Genomic DNA, 21,702 nt, shown 5'->3' with positions numbered 1-21,702 from the left:
GAGAACGATCACGGCTTGGTCAGCAGGTGTAACCAGCCGACTCGCCTCAAACCACGGACTTCATGGATTCTTTATCCGACATACTCCCTCAGGTGTCCGGCGTATTTCTTCGCACAAGCGATCACTTCAACCTTCGATTGCGAATTGGTCGTTCGGCTTTTGCGTTAGTGAATCGACGCGTCAAATGTTTTGATCCTCCGTTAGCGTTGGCTGCAACGTTGGTTGATCGCTGACTGATTTCCGTCTTAACGACTGGCGTTTGTCGATGGCACCGCAACGGTTCTGATCCTTCGATGAACGGAATTGCTTGCCGCGTACTTTATGGCCCGCTAGACTTTGGCGACCTGGAATCCACTGCCCAACACTCGATCAATGCCCGTCGATAAAACGGATAACCATCGGTTGTACCGGAGCGGCGGTGGTCGCGCTGTTTTGAAATCACGGCACTCGCCGCCGCCCGGTAAACCGTAACGTTATCCGACTGGGTGCCCTCGCGGTCTAATCCGTATCTCAAAGCTCGTCCAACGCCATGCTGAAGCGCCCTTTCCAGTTTAGCCTTCGTTCGCTTGTTGCCTTCATGGCGTTCGCTGGCCCGCTTCTTGGATGGTACGGGCCTACCCTGGTCACATATCTACGTAGTAGCGACGATGACATCGCCATCGCTCGAAACGCCGAGATCCTGGCTAGACGAAAGGCATACTTCGATAGCGACCGCGCCCGCATGGCGGAATCCCTCGCAACCCAACCAGCCCGGGACCGCATCGCTTCGCACGCTCGAATGCGAGATGCTTCCAGGCGGGACCGGGCATCCAAGAAACCTACATCGCAAAAGTTCTCGCTTGTAAATCCCGACGGCACCTTCAACATGCGGTATCATGACCACCAAGCTGACTAATGCTCGATTGGCGTGCTCTGCTCCGCAAACGCTCCTGCCGTAAACGGATAACCAACGGTTGCAACGGAGTGGCGGTGGTCGGCGTTTTCGTGTGCTTGCACGGGCACTCCCGCCACCCGCTGAACCGAATCGTTATCCCACTTGGCAATGACCAATCCCTACGCTCCACCTGCGATTGGCGACCGTGCTGCTGCCCATGCGTCGTAGACCGTTCGCGATGCTCGTACGTTCGCGGTTTCAACCGCGTTGATCGTAGCTGCAAACTCACTGCTCCCACTTTTCTTGGCTTCTTTCCTCACCGAGGATAGTGCCCGGCCGGGAGTGGCTGCTGCACTAGCCTTCGCTCTAATTACTGCAATAGGAATCGGAATCCATGTTCCACGATTGAGACCTGCACTCACAAAGGGCGGAATTGCATTGGCACTGACCCAGTTCCTGCCGCTAGTACAAGTCTTGGCTGGCTTACTTGCAATGTTCTGCTGCATCAAGCTTGGGATTGCTGACGACTACAGCGATGACCACCCCGCTGGACGCCTTCCCTCTGCCTTGGCCGGGTTTGTTTGCACTGCGATTGTCGCCTTGGTACTCTCCGGCCTGTCCCTAGCTATTGGTTTCCTCATATCTCGCCACGAATCGGATTCGGGCTCACCGAAACTTCCCGCATGATGATGGGGATAACCATTGCGTGCACCGGAGCCGGGCTTGCGAGCGGTTTCGGATGGTGGGCTTTTCCCTCCCGGCCCGGTGACGCTGGACGTTCGCCGACACAGAAGATTGCTCTCAGCCGCTACACGGTTTCTCGGCACCCGGTCAAACTTGAACGACTCTCACATTCACATACTGAACGTCAACTGCTGATGCCGAACGGGTACCGACTTGCTTCGTACGTTGTGCTCGGCGTCGGGCTGATTGTCTCTACGTTAGGCATTGCATTGCTTCTCGTATCGCTTGCGTCTAACACTTACGCATTCGGATGGGACATCTTGGCTAGTGCGTTGGGGTCCACACTTGTGTTGACGTCGGGCTTCATCCTTACAGTAGGGCATTTCGTGAATCGTGAACGATCTAACCGTCACTGATGGGCGCACTTAGTCGTCTGAACTATCCGCCAGAGCCGATTTGCTGAACGTCGACGCGATTGGTAGAATTTGATCTGCTCTTGTCTTCGATTGTCGCCAATGCCTTGCTGCGGGATGCGGCGAACCATGGGATGCAACGGAGCGGCGGTGGTGCGGTTTTTGGTGATATCAATGTCAACTCCCGCCGCCCGCTGATCCCGGACGTTATCCGAAGTAACCTTCGTCAATTTCTGGCTCTTGGTGCTTCGGTTGTTGTGCTCTGATCTCGACGGCTGCGGCGTCATCCGCGTACATGCCATCCCATCGGTTGTCGTCAACTCGGTCAAAATCAATCCGGTATGGATCGCGACCACTTCGCCACACCTCGTAGAAAACATCCGCTTCATACTCGCGGCGTTCTTCGCGTTCACGTTCTCGACGATCTTCGTAACTTTCGTTCCATCTGCTCATGGTCAAAACGCGGATAACAATGTAATGCACTGGAGTTGCGGTCCATGCGTTTTCTGATGGTTAGATCACGGGCCGCAACCCCGTGATTACAAGCGTTCCCCGAATGCCTTAATCGCGATTTAGACGTGTGGGTCGCACGCTGGCGAATATTCGTCCGGCCTGCGTGGATTGCTTCGTTGAGGTAAACCTGTCGCGGACTCGGGTGCCCGGTCAACGGCGCGCTGTCTCTCTTGACATCATCCGTCGAGTCAATGAAAATTTGGACTTCGCTTCACATTCGTGGCAATTGCCGACGGAGTGCTTTCGGCGAGACTTCCACCCATTCCTTGTCGCTGGAGAACTCACTTATGCCGCTTTCACTTGGTGCCATTGAATTGCTGTTGCTATCCCTGCTGGCGATTCCTGTTGCATTGCTCTATGCCCGAAACCATCGGCACTATCGTGCGGGTATTGCCGTAGTTGTTTGTGCCGCCCTTGCGGCATTGATTACACCGGCAGACATCGTCTCGATGCTGCTTCTGTTCGCGGCGTTCACGGGCGTGTTTCTGTTTGGATCGCGATACCGTCTCGATCCACCCGCCACGACTGCGTAACGCCGAACCGCCGGGGAACCATCGCGTGCACCCGAGTACGCGAGTCGGGCGGTTTTGGAATTGAGAATCTCTCGCGCGTACCGGGTGACGCGCGTCGTTCGTTTTGAAGGAATCCTTATGCGATTCATTTCTAGAGTTCTTACTCGATTGTCCGTTTTAGCGTTACTGCTCGGACTGCAAGTCTCGGCGGAAGATGAGCGCAAAAAGCCTCGATCTCCGAAGGCAAGAGCTGCCATCGAGTCGTTTGAATCGGAATTGAGAGACCTAGCTGCCATCTACGATAAATTCGTTACGGAGAGTGAGGAAAAGTATTCTGCTAAACGCCAAGAAGTCATCGAAAAGTGCGTCCAGAATTTAGCGGCTATACAGGCTGAAATTGCTCCGACCGACCTAGATGATGCTATACGGATACGCGATTACGCTGCAAAATTGCAATTAGGGCCACCGAATCCAAAACCAAAAGATGCCGACGTCGGCAAACTCGAAAGTGCTGTAGAGGAGCTTGAACGACAGCTCGCGGACTGCAAGCTTGAAGTCGATCGAGTCAAGACCGGCTCACTGCAAATGGATTTCCGCGCCCTGATGCAGACGACAAAACTCAGATTGACCAACGCCCAACCACAAATTGAGGTTCCGCTCCGAATTACGGACATTCCATCCAAGAATGCAGTATTGGTTGTCCAAATGACCGGCCTCGATGACGACCAGGGGGACAAAAAGACGGAATTTGCGATTTTGGACCCACGAGGCAAAGTGTTAACAAGCGGAATTTCAGGCGTTAAAATCGTTTTTCATGTCTCATCTCCCATAGATGGTGAAGGGATCTACAAACTGGTTTTACGGGACGCGGATACAACAGGAAACACCGTTCATGTTTCGGCACAGGTAGGAGTGGCATCGTTCAAGTGATGCATTTGACAATAACGCACTATCGGTTGCAACGGAGCGGGCGTGTTGTTCGCTTTTGTAGTTGAGAATCGCTAACGCCCGCCCGCTGAACCATTCCGTTCCCCGACTGAGAACCACGATGCTCATCTATGACATCGTTTGAAACTGCCCACGTTGTCGAAGCGTACCGCGAGCGATGCGAAGATCGCATCGAAGTGATCACTGATGGTGATCGCACATTGATCGTGGTCGCAGACGGCGCTGGCGGCACGGGGGACGGACATATTGCGGCCGAAACCGTGATTCGGGAAACGCGGGCGAATTACGCAGCGATTGACAACTCAACTGCTTGGTCCCAGTTTCTTTCGCAACTCGACCTTCGCATACACGGCGGTGAAACCACCGCTGTGATCGTGGACCTACATCCCGACCGCATTCTTGGTGCAAGCGTCGGCGATAGTTGTGCGTGGGTGATCGACGGCTCAAACATCACTGACTTGACTCGTACGCAGACTTGCAAACCGCTACTTGGTTCACAGGCGGCGAAACCTGCTCCATTCTGGCACGGCCGACTCAGTGGTGTCCTTTTGGTTGGTTCCGACGGCTTCTTCGACTACGCCAAACGCGAGAAGATTACACCGCTCATCGGTCGCACTGACTTTTTTGCTCTTCCGCGTGCATGTTTAGACTTGGTCCGTCTTCCCTCCGGCGACCTTTGGGACGATACTGCAATCGTCGCGTGTCGGATACGCCGGACGGCTGCATCGCGCAAACGTTACTCGATTTGACACACAAGTTGCGGGGAACGATGCGATGCAACGGAGCCGGGCTTGCAAGGTTTCTCGAATGGACAATCAGCTCTCCCGGCCCGCTGATCGCCGCCGACTATGAAGTCCGTGGTTTGACCAGAGGCGTCTGGCCGCTTTTTGGAATTTTTCTCTACATGGGTCTGTTGGGCATTTCTTTACGTGGTGTTGAGAGCGGGTTGGCTTGGCGGAGGCGGTGGACACTGTGGCGAGGTGAGAAAGTCCGTCTGGGAACTATTCGACTATTCGAGGTGTCGACGCTGAAGTGACAGGTCACTTGTTTGATGTGCGTCGTCTCATCATTTCTTACAGGCGTTCCAATCGGATGGATTCGTTTGAAATACTCTTGCTTGGGCCAGCCACATGCTTTATCGCGGCGTCTCCCGAGACTTTAGCTCAACGCTGCAGCGTTGGACGCGTTTCTCGGTTTCCAACTCTGGGGAGTAGTCATGGCCAAAGGGGAGTCCTGCTCGGGATGTTTCTCGTTTCGCTTAGGTGTCTTTCGCAACTGCCGCTTCGTCAGCTCGCTGCGGTCGGGACGGTTGTAAAAGGATGATCGTTGGATGGTTTGACAAGGCTACTCCGGAGCGTCGCATTCATTATCTCGAGGTCAACTTTTTGTTGCAGTGCCCCGGGCAGCGATTCGCGATCACTCCAGAGCGGCCCGGCTCGCAAGACGGCGAGCCTTGGTCGGTGTCATTTCAGTTGAACGGTTTGGGTGCGACGGTTACCAGTTCGGGTTTGACGTTGGGGCTTCGTGGTTAAGTTGGCTTTGCGGTGCGCGACGCCAGACGACTCGTCGCTGTACACGGGGCCAGGTGGTTTTGGTGGCTTGCGTTTGATCTTCAACTTGCCGTTGTCTTTGGCCTCTGCTTGGGGCAGCAGCTTGCTGGCGTCCCAGTTGGTCTGGTCTCGCATCATCGCCCAAGCGATCACGCCGAGCTTCCGCGCCAACGCGATGCCGGCTTTCTTGCGACGTGTCTTGCTGCCACCGGTGATTCGATCGTAGGTCTTCTTGCTCCACTTGTTGTATCTGAGGCTGCACCAAGCGCACTGCAACAGCATCGTGCGAAGCAGCTTGCTGCCTCGCTTGCTGATGCGTCCGTTGCGGTCGATCTCACCGGACTGATGTTGTTTAGGTGTCAGTCCGAGGTAACTGGAAAGATGCTTTGCGTTCTTAAAGCGATGCGGATCGTCGATGGCCGCGACGATCGCTTCGGCGGTCTTGCGACCCACACCGGGGATCGTCATCAGCCGCACGATGTTGGGATGCTCGGCGGCGAATTCGTCGAGCTTTGCTTCGAGTGATTCGAGCTTCCTGGTCACGTCGTCAAGACGTGAGAGCTGCATATCGAGTTGGCCTCGCCACAACTCATCACGCGTGCAGTCTTCGATCGGCTTGCGGCACGAGTTGATGTGCACCGGTCCTGTGTTCCAGGCCCGCTCGCCGGTGTCGATCTCGATGCCACGGTTGGCGAAGAGGCTGCGTATCGAGTTCTTGAGTCGGTTGATGTCCTTGTCGACACTCTTGCGATACTTGATGAACGCTCGTTGCTCGCGAATGTCTGGCTTTGGCACGTGGACCGGCACGAGTCGCCGCAGCAGGGACATTTCGGCGAGCTTCAGTGCGTCGTCGCGATCGGTCTCTCGCTTGGTGGCTTTCCAGTTCCAAGCTTTCTCGTTGGTGCTGCAGACGAGTGTTTTCACTTGTCTATCTTGGCAGATGTCGTTGATCCAGCCTGACGGTCCGCAGGCTTCCATGACGATCAGATCGATGTCGGGCCGAGAGCTTAGCAGGTGCTCGATGTGTGAGCGCCGAGTGGCGATGGTCTTGAACTGATGCTTCTGGCTGGCCGGGTCGAAGAAGCAGCAGACGCTATCAAACTTGCCAAGGTCGATGGTGCATGTCACCATAAGAAGTCTCCGTGGTTTGGGGTGTTCACGCTAGAAGCGATTGATTGTGATGTCTCGAAAGAGAACGATCACCGCCTGGTCAGCAGCGCGAAAGCAACCGACTCGCCTCAAACCACGGACTTCATGAATTCTTTATCCGACTGAATTATTCACACCAGCTACAATCACACTCAACAAGCATGCTCCAGAAACCTGAACGGAAAGTGACAATCGCAGATCGACGAATGGATTTGCGTTATCCTGATTTGGGTGCTGCTTGCACCGACATTGTTCGATTGCGTGAAGGCGGCTACGAACTGGTTGGTGCTTGGAGCCTCGCCCAAATACTCGATCACCTGAACATGTCCATGCAAATGACGATCGACGGCGCGGAATTCACGTTTCCTGCCCTGTTGCGACCAGTGATGAAACTGATGTTCATGCCTACGATGCGGAAGGGAAAACCATCTAAGCTTCGTGGCAAAGCCCCGAAACAACTTCAGCCCGCCCTAGATCTCGACGAAGACGACTGCGCAAACCGGTTCTACGCGCTTGCGAAAACCCTAATGGATCCCTCCACTCCATTCGTCACACACTATCCGATGCTGGGAAGACTTAATCGTGAACAGTGGCTCTTGATGCAACAATGGCATGCCGCCCATCACTTAAGCTTCGTCGTACCGGACGCCTAACAGGTGTTTTATACCCTCCCATCACGACGGATAACCAGAGAATTGCACGCGAGTGGCGGTGGCGTGCTTTTGGAAGTGGGTGATCAACTCCCGCCACCGCGTGAATTCCGACGTTCTACGGCTAGAGACGAACCTTTCGTTGTGTCGTATGTCACAAGGGATGCAGATTACACTGGACGGAACGGATGGATTCAAACTCACAGGACTACGCGAACTTCCAATATTGCCGGATCGTTCCGGAGCGTTTTCAGAAGAATTCCGGAATCTCCAGCCACGACTTTCTCGTGAGGACGCCTTGGCACCGACCGTACCAATTTGCAGAGCTACCAGATGGTTCGATTCGCCAATTTGATTCGTCTGCTCTTTGTCGAATCATGCATGATGGTAAGTTGACACCGATGTTGTACGGCAAACGAAATCGCCGAAGCTCTACGAGGCAACGCTATTCATTGCAAAACTGCTTTTAGAATCGAAACGGGTTCAGAAGTACCTCACAGCTCATAAGGCATACGAATGCCTTGAGGCAAATCGTGATCGGGCTTTGAGTGCAGTGCGGCATTCAATTGCACATGCAGAAATTGCTTTGACCCGTCCAAACACGGTCAACGCGCTAAATAGCCTATTTGGATCGACTAAGATTGATTTTGACAATCACGCTCACGTTCGAGTTTACTACGAGCAACTTGGTAAACTGATGATCGTCGTAGACCCATTGCTAAACAAACAACTCTCAAACAATTTCGCAGAAACGTACGGCATTCCTGAGGGTGTTAAACTATTGATGGACTGGCAGGTGAAGGTCTGCTCAGAGGCTGAGATTGCCGTACAATAATGGCATGAACGCGGAGCCGTCGATCGCGTGTTTTCAAGTGGAGCATCAACCGCAGCGGCCCGGTTCTGCCTGCCGTTATCCGAGTTAAATCACGGAAATTGAAATCGGGGTGCACTGTCAGCATTGATGTCCAAGAAACCGATTCTCGCACCAGCACCACAAAGCAACACGCATGTCTGAAACGAAGTTTGCCTTTATCGTCGCGTTGGTCGTTTGTCCGATTACGTACTTTTGCGTTCGTTTTCTCGGGCCGATGGGCGCTTTGGCAATCATGCTGGTTCCAATCGCTTTCACACTACGGTCACCAACGCAAAGTGGACGATCCTCGCCGGACGAAGGCGGATAACAAACGGATGAAGGCGGAGTGCTCAATCACACGGGTTTGAAGTGGAGAGTCTACTCTTCGTACCCGGTTATCCTAAACGTTATCCCACCTAAACGATCGTTTCCTACAGGTAAACCCGATGTTGATACGCCATGCGGTTCTCGCGTTTCTAACGCTCTTCCTCGTCCACGCTGTGCATGCCGATGACGTTTCTCCGTCGTGCAATCCTGAGGTCACGACGCTACGACTCTACTTTGCACCTGAGATTGTAGCTTCTGGACGTTCTGCGGATTCCTTCAAGCCGCAGGTTGCAAAGCTGTATGTCGACAATCTTTATGTCGGCGACGCAATCGTCAATCTATATGGCTACAGCCCGACCCTTCGTTTTCGTCGGTCAACGCCGACAATTCGTGTAGAAATGTCGGACAATCGAAAATTCGAAACGCAGATGACATTCCTGGGCAATGGCTCAACGCAACTGCTCTTCGTTGACTTCTCCAAGATCGGTCCTAAAACCACCGGCACTGTGGTTCGTGGCGATGCATCTGCTGATCCCTTCAGCAACTAGTCCAACAAGAAGAACCACGGGATGTCCCGGAGACTGTCTTGCGGGCGTTTTGGCGATGGTTAGTTTAGCTCTCCCGGTCCGGTGACGGGTTGCGTTTTGCGGCAACACTCGTGCAGCTATTCCCTGCCATTGCCGTCCTTGTCACCGCCGCACCGGTGGTTGCCTTAACTGTCTCGTTTGTTCTCGTTTTACTCGCCGCGACGCTTGTCTACGCTGTCGCACTGACCATGATTGCCTGGCTACTTTGGTGCTTTCGTGGAATTGACACATTGGTTGTGTACTCCGATAGTCCGAACTGGCACGGCTACGTGATACCATAGTACCGCGACTACAGAACCGCTCGATTGTGTTGAACTGGTCCGAACGTCGTCATTGGCGCTCGCTTTCACTATCGGTCGCTGTATTTCGCTTTTTCGGTGGCGATCGGCAGTGCAACCCGGTCGTGATCGTCTTGCGTCCGTGCCGCTTGCCGCGAATGTTTAGGTTCTGGCAACCATTCCGTGACCGCCAGCATGAAAATCTCGCCCCGCTACGTGACGTCGAATCTAAGCTGTATACGGGCTCCGGTGATCCGTAACGTTCGGCTACTGGAACAGCGGGTTCTCTCTGAAAATCAAGACACGATGCGTCAACTCCTAGCGATCACGATGCTTTTCCTTTTTGTCAGCGTGGGTGCTGCGAAAGAGCCTCAATGCGGAGTCCTAGTCTACGGTGGTACTCCCGCCGGCATTGCCGCCGCTCTCGCCGCCGCTGACGATGGTGAGTCGGTAGTGCTCGTCGAGCGGACTCGTCGTGTCGGTGGGCTAGTTACATCCGGGCTATCGCACACGGACTTCCACGCGCGCGAAGGTTTGACCGGTGCGTTCCTCGACTTCGCTGATCGCGTCGAGACGTATTACGTAGCCGAGTATGGCCGCGACTCCCAACAGGTGAAGGATTGCTTTGGCGGAGTGTTCGCGGAGCCGCACGTGAACTTGGCCGTGTTGAATGCGATGCTCAAGGAGAGGGTGCGGGTTCGGGTCATCACCGAAGCTCGCCTCGAAGGAGTCGAGCTCGATCGCGGTGCGGTAGCTCCGGCTATTCGGAAGGCGACGTTTATCGGGGCTGATGGCAAGACCTGGGACTTCTCGGCGGACGTCTTCATTGATGCGAGCTATGAGGGCGATCTGATGGCAAAGGCCGGCGTGCCGTACTGCGTCGGCCGCGAAGGACGAGCAGCGCATGACGAGCCATTGGCGCCGCAGAAAGCTGACATGCAATTGCAGGCGTACAATTTCCGTTTCACCATGACAAAGAAGCCGAAGCACCGCGTCGCACCCTCGGCCCCTGAGGGTTATAGGCGAGAGGACTTCGTCGCGGTGTTGGATGTCTTGAATGGGGGCGAGATCGAATCCATCTTCGGCTACCCAAAGAATTGTCTTTTTAAAGCGCAAACTCCGCCACTGCCCAACGATAAATATGACATAAACGACGTTTCCGGCGGGGCGATCCGTCTGTCATTGCCCGGTCAGAATCTCGGCTGGCCCGAGGGTACGGCGGAGGAACGCGACCGCATCTTCGCCGAGCATCTGCGGGATCAAGTGGGACTGCTCTACTTTCTCCAGAACGATGACGCTGTTCCCAAGAGGTTTCGGGACGAGGCTAGTGAGTGGGGCTGGTGCAGGGACGAGTTCGAGGACACGGGGCACCTGCCGCCGCAGCTTTATGTGAGGGAAGCGCGACGGATGGTCGGCCAATATCTGTTCACTCAACATGATTGTCAGTCGGAGGGTGATGAAGCCCGCGCTCGTTTGCATCCGGAATCAGTGGCTATTGGTGAATACGGTAATAACTGTCACGGCACCGGTCATGAAGGAACTCGTTTTAGCGGTAGACACATCGGCGAGTTTTACAACCAAACTCCACCGTACCAAATTCCTTATGGCGTGATCGTCCCGCCGCAGGTGACGAATCTATTGGTGCCCGTGGCGGCCAGTTCGACCCACGTTGGGTTCTGCGCGCTGCGGTTGGAGCCGATCTGGATGTCGCTGGGCCAAGCGGCCGGGCACGCGGCGCACCTAGTACGGGCCGAGGGGGTTCCGGTTCAAAAGGTGCCCGTACGCCTGCTTCAACAGCGGCTTCATTCAGCCGGCGCAGCTACGGTGTACGCTGGCGACGTGCCGCGGGATCATCCGTTGTTTCGGATCGTTCAGGCAATTGGCACAGCAGGAGGACTTCATGGTCTAGCGAACAAACCAGATCGAGGGCCACGAGGGGCAACGATTCATGGTCAGTACACTGAAAACTATCCAAGCCATGCCGTTGAGCTGAAGAAGGATTTGTCTGCCGAACTGGCCGAGCGATGGGGAAAAATCGCTCTGGGCTTAGACCTCGACACGACCAAGTTGCCAAAGGCAGATGGGAATCTGAGTCGATCCGATTGGCTGCAAGAAGCCGCTTCGCTTCTTCGACGCCCAACTCGGTGAAACTGAACGATGTCGAATGCGTATAGGCTGATGGAGAAGATTTAGTGAGCGACTGCGACTACCCGCCAGACGACTTTCGCGTTCTTGGTCAATCCTTTCGGCAAGTGATGAAGAGGATGACTCGGCACTTCTTCGCGGTTGTGCACGAGCAAACAGGTTCGTACGCCTACAAGGGCCGTCTGTGGCACGCATACAGCTATCGATTTCAGCCGGCACTGGATCGTGCCGCCGCTGAGAACGCGTTTGCCCAGCAATGTGATTCGCCGATCTACGTTTGGCACGAAGACTTTGATATGCTCTGGTATTGCCCGCGTGATATTGCCGTCCAGGATTGTTTCCCGTCCTTTGATTTCTACTTTTTTCCGGCATCTTTGAAATGGTTGTACGTTACGACGCACGAATCCGGGCATGGAATCGGTCCTTACTTTGTTTCGCACGATGCATTGGATTGCCATGTACATCCATGACGTGAACCGGAGCTTCCGGTCTAGGCGTCTTGAGATGGTTGACTCTACTGCGGCGGCCCTCGTTGTTACAAACATCTTTGATTCGCTCGAGGTGTGGAATCGAGCAAGAACCTTGCCATGATGTGCATGGCTTGCGGGCCGATCGACATTCATTGATGGCCTGGAGGGCTGGTGTTCTCGCGGCTGGTATAGCCGCCCAGTTCCGCAACGATCTTGTTCATCTCCATCATCGTGTGACAACAGAGTCGCGAAAGTTCTCTGCCATCTTGCTGAATCCGGAAAGCGTCTGCCATCCGTTGTCATCTTCAATAGAAAATACGTTTCATGTGCGAGGCCATCAGTATAATTCGCGAAGGGCTGCGATGACATCCTCCGGCTCAGCGCGATGACGATAGTCCACGTTGACGTATTGCCACGTCACGATGCCATCGATTGAAATGATAAAAATCGCAGGGATGGGTAACACGGTGCCATTACCGTCGTTGATTTTGGTCAGGTCAAGGCCGCGGTCGTCACGCATATGGTCGAGTATTAGTTCGGGGACTTTCCAAGCGACTCCATATTGCGAGGCAACCAGTGCGTCTTTGTCTGAAAGCACTGTGAATCTTAGTTCTTCCTTTTCGATCAGCGACAGTGATTCGTCGGGGACCGACGGACTCACTGCAACAAGCTGGCCGCCATGGATTTCTATGTCAGCGAGTCGGTTCTGCATCGCACGCAGTTGCAGGTTGCAGTAAGGACACCAACTGCCACGATAGAACATGATCACCACCGGTCCGCCGGCGAGCAGGGCAGACAATTTGATCGCTTCACCTTTGGCACTTGGCAGTTCAAAATCTGGAGCGGGTTGGCCCACTGCAATCGCATCTTTCCCATCTCCAAAATCGCGAGCTTTAGCTAGAAGAGACTCGATTTGTTTCGCAAACTCAGGCTTCGATTGCTGTAGCTTGGCGAACTGCGTATCGGTTTGGTCGCGTAAAGTCGTCATCGGATATCTCAAGTCGTAACGCCGCAGCGTAAAGATTTGCGGCAGGTTGGAAGTGGTGGATGATCGATGCGTTCATCCTTTTTTTCGGTGTATCTTCGATGCTCGTTCTCGCGGGTGTCTTTGGATTACTGATCGCCGATCAACAGAGATATGGTTTGGTCGTCCAAGCTGTCGTTATCCAGGCCAGCGGTCGGCATCTTTGACGAGCTTCCACGTCGTAAGCTTCTCTGGTGTCTCGGCAAGATTCGCTAGACCCATCTTTCGCAACAGGTGGCTTGGTCCGCCCGCCTTCTCGCCCATGCCGGGAGCTACGGCGAAACCAAGGCCACTGGTTTCGGCCAAAACGATCGTGCCTTTCTCCGTTAGAGTAAATTCGAGATAGCTCAAAGTGCAGTACGGATGACGCGGCAGACGGAACGGCGTACTTCGCGGCACACTGGCCAATACTTGAAAACTTGGCCGCCGTCGATTTTGACGATAATGATTGGGCAAACGCTTTCACTTTCACCAATGATTTTATTGGTGTCAGGAACAAACCCGCGTACACGAACTTTACCGACCTGTTTGACGACCCCCAATCCGACGCAAAGTTCATCTGGTCGTCTAGTCTGGTGCATGACAATCTCGTGTTGATGCGAACGACCGTTGGCAAGCAATAGAAGTAAAAGGGAACGATGTTGCCAACAAGAATTTGCTGATCCCCTGTCATTCTCGGTGAGCAACCTTTTTGGGTTGGACCTCGTTGTCTTCTAATGTCGCAGTAGGTTAGGTCGTGATAACTTCGTCATTGATTACCTGCGACAAACATCATGTCTAAGCTCATTTGACACCCGTTACTCGCATTAATGGGCATCACAGAGCTCTTCGGGTTTTTGTTTGATTTTGAAAGTAGTCCTGAACTGACGCAATGGCTCGCTGAGTTGGCACTCTACAAATGCTCGAAATTCATGCTCGGAAATTATCGACACTTCGGCCGTACCCGAGGGCTACAAGCGAAAGAGTTGAGATGAGGAAGCTTGCAGTGGGAAATGGAAACTTGTTGGCACACGGGTTGCAAAGCAACAAGGGGCCGATGCAGCGAATCTATCCACTATGAACGGTGGACGCGGGGCATCGAGAAAATGAGATAGGAATGCAGACGTGAGCAGCCGAAACGAAGCCACCGTGAGCGAGAATCAGTCAACTGAGCCTGCGTGGTCGGACGAACCCTGGATTCGAGTGAAGACTGCGATCATTGAACGCTGGCCGCACTTGGACTCACGCGACGTCGAAGCATTGCCACAGGATGTCTACGAACTTGAAAAATTTCTGAATGAATTCACAAACACGTCCGCAGACGAAGTTCAGGCTGTAGTCCGTGAACATGCTCCAGCACCCTCGATCCTGAAACGGGCAAGCCACATGGGCGAGCAATTGAGCGATCGTGTTGCTCCGCCGGTTCAGACAGCGATGGATCGAGTCCGCTATGAGGTGGATGAACACCGTGGTGCGACCTCCGGTCTAGTGTTCATTGCGGGCCTTGCGTTGGGAGCTTTAGGCTACGCGGCGTATATCAGGTCGCGCGAGCCATCATCGACGATCATGTCTTATCTTCCGGATCGTCACCGCCGTTGAATCTTGTACTTCTTGGTATCTGAAGAGATGGATAGGTTCGCAAGAGACCAATAGCGAAATCAAGCAAGGCTAGTGTCACGACTGCACGTGATGAGTTTGTAACGCGTTGCGACGTTGGTATCTAACACTTTGTTTGTCCAGCGTCAGCATCAGTCGTCAATAGTCCTAGTCATTCGCACGATGTGCATTCAAGGCGTCGTACGCTACCTCGTCATGCTACCTCGGTATGGTCGTTGTCATCAGTTGAAAGTTGCAATCATGAGTCAAGTGCCGAAACTGCGCGAACGACTAGAGCAGTCATTTGGCTACAAACGATTCCGGCCCGGTCAGTCAAAAGCTTGTCGTGCCGCGTTGCAGGGCCGCGACACTTTAATCTTGATGCCAACCGGTTCAGGAAAAAGTCTCTGTTACCAGTTGCCAGGTTTGGAATTGGATGGAGTCACTGTCGTTGTAAGTCCGTTGATATCACTGGCAGAAGATCAAGCGGCTAGTCTTCGTGAGAACGGAATTCACGCGGTCATTCTGAACAGTTCGAAGTCGAAGAAGCAGGCTGAAGCCTTTCGAGATGATTTGAAGTCGGGAAAGTCGGAATTTGTTTTTACGACGCCCGAGCGTCTGCAACAGACAGATTTGTGCGAGTTGCTTGCTGAGATTGGTGTTGATTTGTTTGTTGTTGATGAGGCTCATTGTGTAAGTCAGTGGGGTCACGACTTTCGACCGGACTATCTTTGCCTGCAACACGCTCGGAAGCGTCTTGGTGATCCACCAATTCTCGCGATGACAGCTACCGCGTCGGCGGGCACAGTTGAAGAGATTACTTCTTGTCTGCATATGATTGACCCTGTAACAGTGTCGAACTCGGCATATCGACCGAACCTGCGGTTGTCGGTAGAAGCGTGTTGTGGTGAAGCGAGCAAGCAGGAGCGTCTTCGTCACATGCTAACGATGAACAACGGAGAGTTCCGTAATGAACCGGTGATCGTTTACTGTGTTACGGTTAAGGAAGTCGAGCGACTCGCAAATCAGTTTTGCGACTTGAAGTATCCGGTGCTTGCGTATCACGGCAGAATGAAAAAGCAGGACCGGATTGATTCGCAGAACAAGTTTATGGACGGACCACCAGCAGTCATGTTTGCGACTAACGCATTCGGACTGGGAATCGACAAACCTGATATCAGACAAGTTATTCACTACAGCCTGCCACCTTCCATTGAGGCTTACTACCAAGAAGTAGGTCGAGCGGGCCGGGATGGGAAGAGCGCTAACTGCACGCTATTGTTCGATTCAGATGACCTGCAAGTCCTTAAGCTGTTCGCAGGTGGGCATTTAGATTCGTCGCAACTCGCAACAGCTCACCGCTGTCTTATCCAGGGCGTCGAAAGGTGGGGCTCGGAAGATGGAACTGTGTCATTGGCGGAGTTGAAGAAGATTAGTGCTTTAGGTAGGCAGACGCTCAAGGGCTGTTTACAACAATTGGCATCGCGCGGTTTGGTCGCTCCCACTGGACGCGGACGATGGCAGGTATTGGTCGACGAAGTTAGTCACGATGTCACTGATCGAATTGCCCAAGACGCCCATCGGCGTGCCGAAGATCGACAGATTGCTCTTCAGCAAATGGTCGAGTTTGCTGGACGTCACTCCTGCCGATGGGCTGCCATTCTGAGCCATTTCGACGACGAATCGAAAAGTGATGGTTGCAAGTGTGATGTTTGTGAACCTGGTGGCGACTGCAGTGCACGCGGTTTGTTAAATGTTCAGGTAGAGGAGTCACTGAAGCCAGTGCACAAACGGCGGAAATGGCCTCGGTCTTCGCACTCGACTAGGACTTAGTGATCGAAATGCGAATAGGGCCGGTTGCATCAACAGGATGAACACTATGACCCTTCTGTGTGACAACGATTTGCGTTGCGACTACCAGTTCCGCAGCTATGTCGCGAATTAGTGGCATTTGGGATCGCCACGACTCACCAAACAAGTTTCTAGCAACCTCTGACGGACATATGGACTTTGCCTCACCCCGCTCAGTCGCCATCTTGAGGATGCAGTTTGCGATTGCAGCTCGATTCATGTTCTCATTTTTGAATGGTGCGGTCCAAAGAGTCTTTGCAAGCTCTAAGCCAGAGAGCCGATTAGCCGTTAGTCCAGCAGCATCAACGAACGACATCCCGAGTACTATGAGACACTTATAACATTTGCAGTTTCGGCTCTAAGCGCTGATGCAATCGAAACCATGTTGAATGAGTCAGCTTGATCTTCCGCAACGTGTCCGATTGTTACGTGCCTGCCAATCAACGACTAGAAACTGTACTGAACGTTCGAGTGATGTTTGAGGTATGGATGTCACCTAAATTACCCTGAAGATGACCAGTTGGAAATCCTTGCGTAGGTCACAGGCTTATCCGTGAAATACCCAACCACCGAAGACGGCAGATACTTTGTCCATCGCGAACGACTGTGGCGGTGCACCAATCCAAACCTGAGCGAGGAGGATCGAGTACGGTTGGTTCGTGAATTGATGCAAGCTCGTCGTGCAGTCAAGTCCGCTAAGGCAGGGGGCAACAAAGGTGAGCTGCGTAAAGCGCGAGCAAGAGTCAACGAGGTCAAGATCGCACTAGGCGAAAGAGGACCCTGTTGGTGGAATGACGACAGTGATTACAACCGGTGCCTAGTTAAGAACACGCCGTACGCTCGCTGGTGGCGTGATCGAGAGTCTTCGGCTAGTTGACGGCAGTCCTATCGTCGAAGGACGCCATCAATAGAACGGCCGCACGGTCGAAGAGGCGACGAACCACTGGGCTATTGGACATTTACTTATATATGCATGCGAGAAAGTATGCCATCGCGTGAGGTCGTTCGTGCCAATGCAGGTGGTCTTAGCTGTAGGCGAGATTACGAGTTCGCAACCAATCTGCCACTCGTAATCACTTTGGCTCGCAACCCTCCGCGAAAGTTCTCTTGCAGAAACTCTTTTACACCGGGCGCGATCATGCGGTCCATCCAGTCGCAAGGTCGGCATTCCTGGCTGCCTTCAAATTCCACACCTTGTAACTCAAAGCGTTTGCCAAGAAACGTCGACAGGTCAGCTCCGGAAACGATCAAATTTCGGCGGAACAACGAATCGTCTAGCTCGGCCAAGTCGAACCGTTGTCGTATGGCATTAATCACCGCCTCATCAATGAACGTCACCTGGCCTTTGCGATTGGATCTGCCGTGGTAGTAGCGGTCGCCCACTAAACCTTTGCCAGCCTCGCATACTACCTCGTTGGGGCTTTGCGTGCCGTGTTGAAGGGTGAGTTCCCCCTTCCCAACCCAATAATCGTGGCCGGGTGAAACGATGATCTTAGTGAGCTTCATAGTCGGTCGATCCCGCAAACTTCGTTCCAAATAACGCTGGCACGAGATGTGCATTCGTAGTGGATTTCGCCAGAAATCCTTTCGCGTCGAAGACATTCCGGCATGTCCCACTACGAGAGCCTCAATATGGTCAACCTTCGCCGCTTAGCCATCATCGGTAGCGGTCCCACGGCACTCTACTTGTTGAAACACATTGCCGATGCTGCGAACCACTTGGCGAGCCACATTGACCGTATCGAGATTTTTGAGAAGGACATCGAGCTTGGGCGAGGCATGCCGTATAGCCCGCGAACGACCGATCAGTACAACTTATGTAATATCGCATCGAAGGAATTGCCTCCTCTAGAGACTCCGTTTGCGGATTGGCTTCGCCAGCTCGATGACGATACTCTTCTTAGCTACGGCATGCGTCCAGGCGAAATTAGTGAGGATGAAACGTACAGTCGGTTGGCGATGGGGCATTACTTCGCTGACCAATTCCAAGCACAACTTCACAAGCTGCGAACCGCAGGCGTACGAATTGTTGAGCATGCCAATTGTCGTGTTGCCGACATCAACGACCAAATCGACGCGGAAAGCGTCACCGTGGTGGTAGACAATGGGTCCGAGTATGAGTTCGATGCGGTCGTGATAGCGAGCGGACACAGCTTCGACGATCGAGACCAACCACAGGCAGGATATTACGCCTCACCTTGGCCGATTCAAAAGTTGTTGCCCAACAGCAATGAGCAGTGGAACTTCACGATAGGAACGCTTGGTGCTTCGCTGAGTGCTTTCGATGTAATTTCATCATTGGCTCATCGTCACGGGCGGTTTGACGACGGCGACACGATGAAGTACAGGGCCAACCCAGGTAGTGGAGAATTCCGCTTCGTGATGCATGCGGCTAAAGGCTGGCTTCCGCATTTGCAGTATGAACAGACCGAGTCGTTCCGAGTGCTGTACCGCCACGTACGTGCCGACGTTTTAGAACACTTACGCGACGAAAACGGTTTTCTGCGACTGGATACCTACTTCGACCAAGTCTGCCGACCGTCACTGATCAAGGCATTTTCTAGCGACGGCCGAGATGACATTGTTGAACAGTTAAAAGCGAGCGATTTCGGGATCGAATCATTCGCTAAAACGATGACGGATGAACACGAGTATGCCGACGCATTTGAGGGCATGCGCTGCGAATTTCCCGAAGCGAAAGAGTCTGTTGAGCAGGATCGGCCGATTCATTGGAAGGAAATTTTTGACGATTTGATGTACACGTTGAATTTCCACGCCCACTGGATGCCTGCTGAGGATCACATTCGCTTTCAGTCCGTCGTGATGCCGTTTTTGTTGAACGTAATCGCGGCGATGCCACTGCAATCGGCTCGAATGTTGTTAGCACTGCGAGATGCCGGTCGGTTAGAACTGGTTGCAGGTCGCGCTACGGTCGTCTGCTGCGAGAACGGTGAAACAACCGTCGATGTCGAGGAAGGCAATAAGACAACAACACACACGTACCGCATGTTCGTCGACTGCACGGGTCAAGGATCACTCAAGCTGGACGAATTCCCATTTGCGTCGCTGGTACGATCCGGTAGCGTCCGACCAGCACGCGCCGAGTTTGCTAGATCTGACTCGGTCAAAGAACTTAGCGATTGTGATCGCGAACGATTGGTCGACACTGATCCGCCCGCCTACGAAATCGGCGGCATCGACATTGATCCTTCGTATCGAATCATTGATGTCGACGGGCAGCCAAACGATCGTCTCTATGATGTCGCGTTCCCTCATGCAACTGGCGTTCGTCCATACTCATACGGGTTGCAGGTTTGCGAGTTGACCGCACGAATGGTTGTTGACTATTGGAAAGTCAACCTTCCCGACGCGACCCTCTCGCGACAAGCGAAGGAGATCCACCATTGACTCTCGACAAGTATCAACGCAAACGTGATTTCGACAAAAGTCCTGAACCGCTTGGGCAAAGTGTGTGCCGGTCCCGATCTGGCGGCATGCGGTTTGCCTCTCACTGGAAATAGTATCGAATTGCGTCGGGCCGACGACTTAGGAATGGTTGATTTGCGACCAGCCAGCCCAGAATCACATTCCAGTTACCGGCCGTGTGAACTTCCATGCTCTGTTACAGCCCGGCTAGAACACGTCGGTCGTGCCGACGAACAGTTTGAAGTGATCGCGACTTGCCGACCGAAGTTTGCCCTTACGGCATTATCCGTCTAAGAGGTCTTCCTGGGTCGAAACCCGTCGCGCGGACTTCAGTCTGTGATTGAATACGTCACGTTTCATAATCTCCGCAAGGAAATATTTCATTGGACGAAGTAGCGATCTGGTCTCTCGTCATCGGGACAGTGTTCCTGTTAGCAGCCTTCGCCAAGGGACCGCTGCGTCAGTTGCCAGTTTCCATGCCTGTGATCTACTTGTTAGTCGGGATCGCGATAGGCCCTTGGGGACTCGGGCTAGTGAAATTGAACTTGACCGACGATGCGAAATTGATCGAAGTCCTTACGGAAATTGCTGTTCTCGTCAGTCTGCTGACCGCCGGGATGAAACTCAAGCCGTCGTGGTCACACCTCCGCAGGTCGCCAATCCCACTCGCCACGGTTGCGATGACGCTAACGATCATTGGCATCGCCGCGGTCGGGTGCCTTGCCTTGGGACTCTCTCTCGGTGCAGCTGTGTTGCTCGGTGCCGTCCTCGCTCCCACGGACCCCGTACTCGCCGGCGAAGTTCAAGTTCGACACGACGATGATCGAGACAAGCTGCGGTACGCACTCACCGGCGAGGCGGGACTCAACGACGGAGCGGCATTCCCATTCGTGATGCTAGGACTTGGACTCCTCGGCCTTCACGAACTCGGCGACGGCGGTTGGCGTTGGTTTGCGGTGGACTTGGTGTGGGCGATTGCCGCCGGCATAGGCTGCGGCTGGATCGCCGGTTACGGTATCAGCCGCCTGAGCGTCTGGCTCAACCGCTCCACTGCATATGCGGCAGTCTGCGAGGAACTCTTGACGCTAGGACTGATCGGATTCAGTTACGGCGCGGCAATCGCTATCCACTCCTACGGGTTCTTGGCTGTCTTTGCGTCCGGTGTCGCGCTGCGATGTTTTGCGGAGGACGAGGAGGACGAGGAGGATGAGAAACGTGGTGAAGACGATGCGGAACGACTGATGAACAAAGTCGCTAGCATCAACAATACGTTTGGTGAAATTTTGGAAGTCGCATTGGTCGTGTTGATCGGTTGTTTGCTTTGTTCGCACTGGACGTTGCCAACTGATTGGTGGATCGCGATTGTCATGTTCGCCATCATCCGTCCCATTTCCACCTACGCGGCCCTGGTGCAAAGCGAAACCGGCGCTGTTCAGAAAAAGCTGATTGCGTTCTTTGGCATCCGCGGAATCGGTTCGCTCTACTATCTGAGTTATGCGGCCGGCAAAGGACTCGACGAAGCAACTACCGATCGCCTGGGCGGAATCGTTCTAACTACCATCGCGCTTTCACTATTGATTCACAGCAACTTCTCCACACCCCTACTAAGCTTCTATGCATCGAGGGCGAAGGGCGAGAGTGCATAAGAACACCAGAAACAGTAGCTCGTCGATCGTTCAAGCTACGGCGAGTTCAGTTCTGCTCCGCATGGCCAGTAGCAGGTCGAACGAATTACGATCAGGTTGCAGCAAAAACTGACGGGATGTTCCAGTTGACGGGAGCCTCGCGGGTGCCGAATCGTGCAATTGACCTCAGATCTGACTCGGCATTAGCCATCGCGTGCACTGGAGCCGAGCTTGCACGCTATCGCGAA

The 21,702-nt window shown here is 53.6% G+C and carries 26 protein-coding genes; 18 read left to right on the top strand and 8 right to left on the bottom strand.

Annotated elements, in window-relative coordinates; all coding sequences use genetic code 11:
- The 3 genes from Pla22_RS25605 to Pla22_RS24965 form a co-directional block, all read left to right on the top strand.
- Nucleotides 1-193: hypothetical protein (locus Pla22_RS25605; RefSeq protein WP_207310482.1), on the top strand; the 193-nt coding region annotated here is incomplete at its 5' end.
- Between the two features lie 336 nt (nucleotides 194-529).
- Nucleotides 530-895, top strand: a complete 366-nt coding sequence (locus Pla22_RS24970; protein WP_146517632.1) for a hypothetical protein — start codon at nucleotides 530-532, stop codon at nucleotides 893-895.
- A 384-nt stretch (nucleotides 896-1,279) separates the two neighbouring features.
- The gene (locus Pla22_RS24965; RefSeq protein ID WP_165440827.1) at nucleotides 1,280-1,561 is read left to right on the top strand and encodes a hypothetical protein; all 282 of its coding nucleotides are present in this window, start codon (nucleotides 1,280-1,282) and stop codon (nucleotides 1,559-1,561) included.
- A 617-nt stretch (nucleotides 1,562-2,178) separates the two neighbouring features.
- Here the strand turns inward: Pla22_RS24965 and Pla22_RS24960 are convergent.
- The gene (locus Pla22_RS24960; protein ID WP_146517630.1) at nucleotides 2,179-2,424 is read right to left on the bottom strand and encodes a hypothetical protein; all 246 of its coding nucleotides are present in this window, start codon (nucleotides 2,422-2,424) and stop codon (nucleotides 2,179-2,181) included.
- A gap of 347 nt (nucleotides 2,425-2,771) precedes the next feature.
- On the opposite strand from Pla22_RS24960, the gene Pla22_RS24955 reads away from it, so the two are divergent.
- The 3 genes from Pla22_RS24955 to Pla22_RS24945 all read left to right on the top strand — a co-directional run bounded on the left by Pla22_RS24955 (nucleotide 2,772) and on the right by Pla22_RS24945 (nucleotide 4,693).
- Entirely contained in the window at nucleotides 2,772-3,017 is a 246-nt protein-coding gene (locus Pla22_RS24955) for a hypothetical protein (RefSeq protein ID WP_146517629.1), read from the top strand.
- Nucleotides 3,018-3,134: 117 nt separating this feature from the next.
- Entirely contained in the window at nucleotides 3,135-3,926 is a 792-nt protein-coding gene (locus Pla22_RS24950; protein WP_146517628.1) for a hypothetical protein, read from the top strand.
- A gap of 128 nt (nucleotides 3,927-4,054) precedes the next feature.
- Nucleotides 4,055-4,693: a protein phosphatase 2C domain-containing protein gene (locus tag Pla22_RS24945; protein ID WP_146517627.1), complete on the top strand. Its 639-nt coding sequence runs from the start codon at nucleotides 4,055-4,057 to the stop codon at nucleotides 4,691-4,693.
- 714 nt (nucleotides 4,694-5,407) lie between these two features.
- Here Pla22_RS24945 and Pla22_RS24940 read toward each other — a convergent pair.
- On the bottom strand, nucleotides 5,408-6,625 hold the full coding sequence (locus Pla22_RS24940; protein ID WP_146517626.1) for an IS110 family RNA-guided transposase: 1,218 nt from the start codon (nucleotides 6,623-6,625) through the stop codon (nucleotides 5,408-5,410).
- Between the two features lie 179 nt (nucleotides 6,626-6,804).
- Between Pla22_RS24940 and Pla22_RS24935 the strand changes: the two genes are divergently transcribed.
- From Pla22_RS24935 to Pla22_RS24910, 7 genes are all read left to right on the top strand, one after another.
- Complete coding sequence (locus tag Pla22_RS24935; RefSeq protein ID WP_146517625.1) at nucleotides 6,805-7,296, top strand: DUF1569 domain-containing protein; 492 nt, start codon at nucleotides 6,805-6,807, stop codon at nucleotides 7,294-7,296.
- 583 nt (nucleotides 7,297-7,879) lie between these two features.
- Entirely contained in the window at nucleotides 7,880-8,128 is a 249-nt protein-coding gene (locus Pla22_RS24930; protein WP_146517624.1) for a hypothetical protein, read from the top strand.
- 172 nt (nucleotides 8,129-8,300) lie between these two features.
- A complete protein-coding gene (locus Pla22_RS25455; protein WP_165440826.1) occupies nucleotides 8,301-8,474 on the top strand; it encodes a hypothetical protein in 174 nt (57 codons plus the stop codon).
- A 118-nt stretch (nucleotides 8,475-8,592) separates the two neighbouring features.
- Nucleotides 8,593-9,021: a hypothetical protein gene (locus Pla22_RS24925; protein WP_146517623.1), complete on the top strand. Its 429-nt coding sequence runs from the start codon at nucleotides 8,593-8,595 to the stop codon at nucleotides 9,019-9,021.
- Between the two features lie 110 nt (nucleotides 9,022-9,131).
- The gene (locus Pla22_RS24920; RefSeq protein WP_146517622.1) at nucleotides 9,132-9,341 is read left to right on the top strand and encodes a hypothetical protein; all 210 of its coding nucleotides are present in this window, start codon (nucleotides 9,132-9,134) and stop codon (nucleotides 9,339-9,341) included.
- Nucleotides 9,342-9,533: 192 nt separating this feature from the next.
- On the top strand, nucleotides 9,534-11,486 hold the full coding sequence (locus Pla22_RS24915; protein ID WP_242632330.1) for an FAD-dependent oxidoreductase: 1,953 nt from the start codon (nucleotides 9,534-9,536) through the stop codon (nucleotides 11,484-11,486).
- 44 nt (nucleotides 11,487-11,530) lie between these two features.
- Nucleotides 11,531-11,953: a DUF4275 family protein gene (locus tag Pla22_RS24910; RefSeq protein ID WP_146517621.1), complete on the top strand. Its 423-nt coding sequence runs from the start codon at nucleotides 11,531-11,533 to the stop codon at nucleotides 11,951-11,953.
- Between the two features lie 149 nt (nucleotides 11,954-12,102).
- Here Pla22_RS24910 and Pla22_RS25450 read toward each other — a convergent pair whose 3' ends face one another.
- From Pla22_RS25450 to Pla22_RS25445, 4 genes are all read right to left on the bottom strand, one after another.
- Complete coding sequence (locus Pla22_RS25450) at nucleotides 12,103-12,246, bottom strand: hypothetical protein (protein WP_165440825.1); 144 nt, start codon at nucleotides 12,244-12,246, stop codon at nucleotides 12,103-12,105.
- 44 nt (nucleotides 12,247-12,290) lie between these two features.
- Complete coding sequence (locus Pla22_RS24905; protein WP_146517620.1) at nucleotides 12,291-12,941, bottom strand: peroxiredoxin-like family protein; 651 nt, start codon at nucleotides 12,939-12,941, stop codon at nucleotides 12,291-12,293.
- Nucleotides 12,942-13,115: 174 nt separating this feature from the next.
- On the bottom strand, nucleotides 13,116-13,328 hold the full coding sequence (locus Pla22_RS24900; RefSeq protein WP_165440824.1) for a hypothetical protein: 213 nt from the start codon (nucleotides 13,326-13,328) through the stop codon (nucleotides 13,116-13,118).
- Nucleotides 13,325-13,558: a hypothetical protein gene (locus Pla22_RS25445; RefSeq protein WP_165440823.1), complete on the bottom strand. Its 234-nt coding sequence runs from the start codon at nucleotides 13,556-13,558 to the stop codon at nucleotides 13,325-13,327. The genes Pla22_RS24900 and Pla22_RS25445 overlap by 4 nt, the downstream gene beginning before the upstream one ends.
- Nucleotides 13,559-14,081: 523 nt before the next feature.
- Here Pla22_RS25445 and Pla22_RS24890 point away from each other — a divergent pair.
- Both Pla22_RS24890 and Pla22_RS24885 read left to right on the top strand, forming a co-directional pair.
- Complete coding sequence (locus Pla22_RS24890; protein ID WP_242632329.1) at nucleotides 14,082-14,555, top strand: hypothetical protein; 474 nt, start codon at nucleotides 14,082-14,084, stop codon at nucleotides 14,553-14,555.
- Between the two features lie 258 nt (nucleotides 14,556-14,813).
- Nucleotides 14,814-16,385 (top strand): RecQ family ATP-dependent DNA helicase, encoded by a 1,572-nt coding sequence (locus Pla22_RS24885; protein WP_146517618.1) that lies wholly within the window; start codon nucleotides 14,814-14,816, stop codon nucleotides 16,383-16,385.
- Here Pla22_RS24885 and Pla22_RS24880 read toward each other — a convergent pair.
- Nucleotides 16,375-16,623, bottom strand: a complete 249-nt coding sequence (locus Pla22_RS24880; RefSeq protein WP_207310481.1) for a DUF3253 domain-containing protein — start codon at nucleotides 16,621-16,623, stop codon at nucleotides 16,375-16,377. The two genes, Pla22_RS24885 and Pla22_RS24880, sit on opposite strands and share 11 nt — an antisense overlap.
- Before the next feature lie 333 nt (nucleotides 16,624-16,956).
- Between Pla22_RS24880 and Pla22_RS24875 the strand changes: the two genes are divergently transcribed.
- Nucleotides 16,957-17,280: a hypothetical protein gene (locus Pla22_RS24875; RefSeq protein ID WP_146517616.1), complete on the top strand. Its 324-nt coding sequence runs from the start codon at nucleotides 16,957-16,959 to the stop codon at nucleotides 17,278-17,280.
- Nucleotides 17,281-17,444: 164 nt separating this feature from the next.
- Here the strand turns inward: Pla22_RS24875 and Pla22_RS24870 are convergent, their stop codons facing one another.
- Nucleotides 17,445-17,909 carry an MOSC domain-containing protein gene (locus Pla22_RS24870; RefSeq protein ID WP_146517615.1) on the bottom strand — a complete coding sequence of 155 codons (465 nt, stop codon included), beginning with the start codon at nucleotides 17,907-17,909 and terminating at the stop codon, nucleotides 17,445-17,447.
- 102 nt (nucleotides 17,910-18,011) lie between these two features.
- On the opposite strand from Pla22_RS24870, the gene Pla22_RS24865 reads away from it, so the two are divergent.
- Nucleotides 18,012-19,811, top strand: coding sequence for an FAD/NAD(P)-binding protein (locus Pla22_RS24865; protein WP_146517614.1), 1,800 nt, complete (start codon nucleotides 18,012-18,014; stop codon nucleotides 19,809-19,811).
- Between the two features lie 401 nt (nucleotides 19,812-20,212).
- Nucleotides 20,213-21,475, top strand: a complete 1,263-nt coding sequence (locus Pla22_RS24860) for a cation:proton antiporter (RefSeq protein ID WP_242632328.1) — start codon at nucleotides 20,213-20,215, stop codon at nucleotides 21,473-21,475.
- The last annotated feature ends 227 nt before the right edge of the window (nucleotides 21,476-21,702 follow it).

The organism is Rubripirellula amarantea, assembly GCF_007859865.1.
GTDB classification, from domain to species: Bacteria; Planctomycetota; Planctomycetia; order Pirellulales; family Pirellulaceae; genus Rubripirellula; species Rubripirellula amarantea.
Note: the sequence above shows the minus strand (reverse complement) of the source record. Positions and strands in the feature narration are given on the sequence as shown.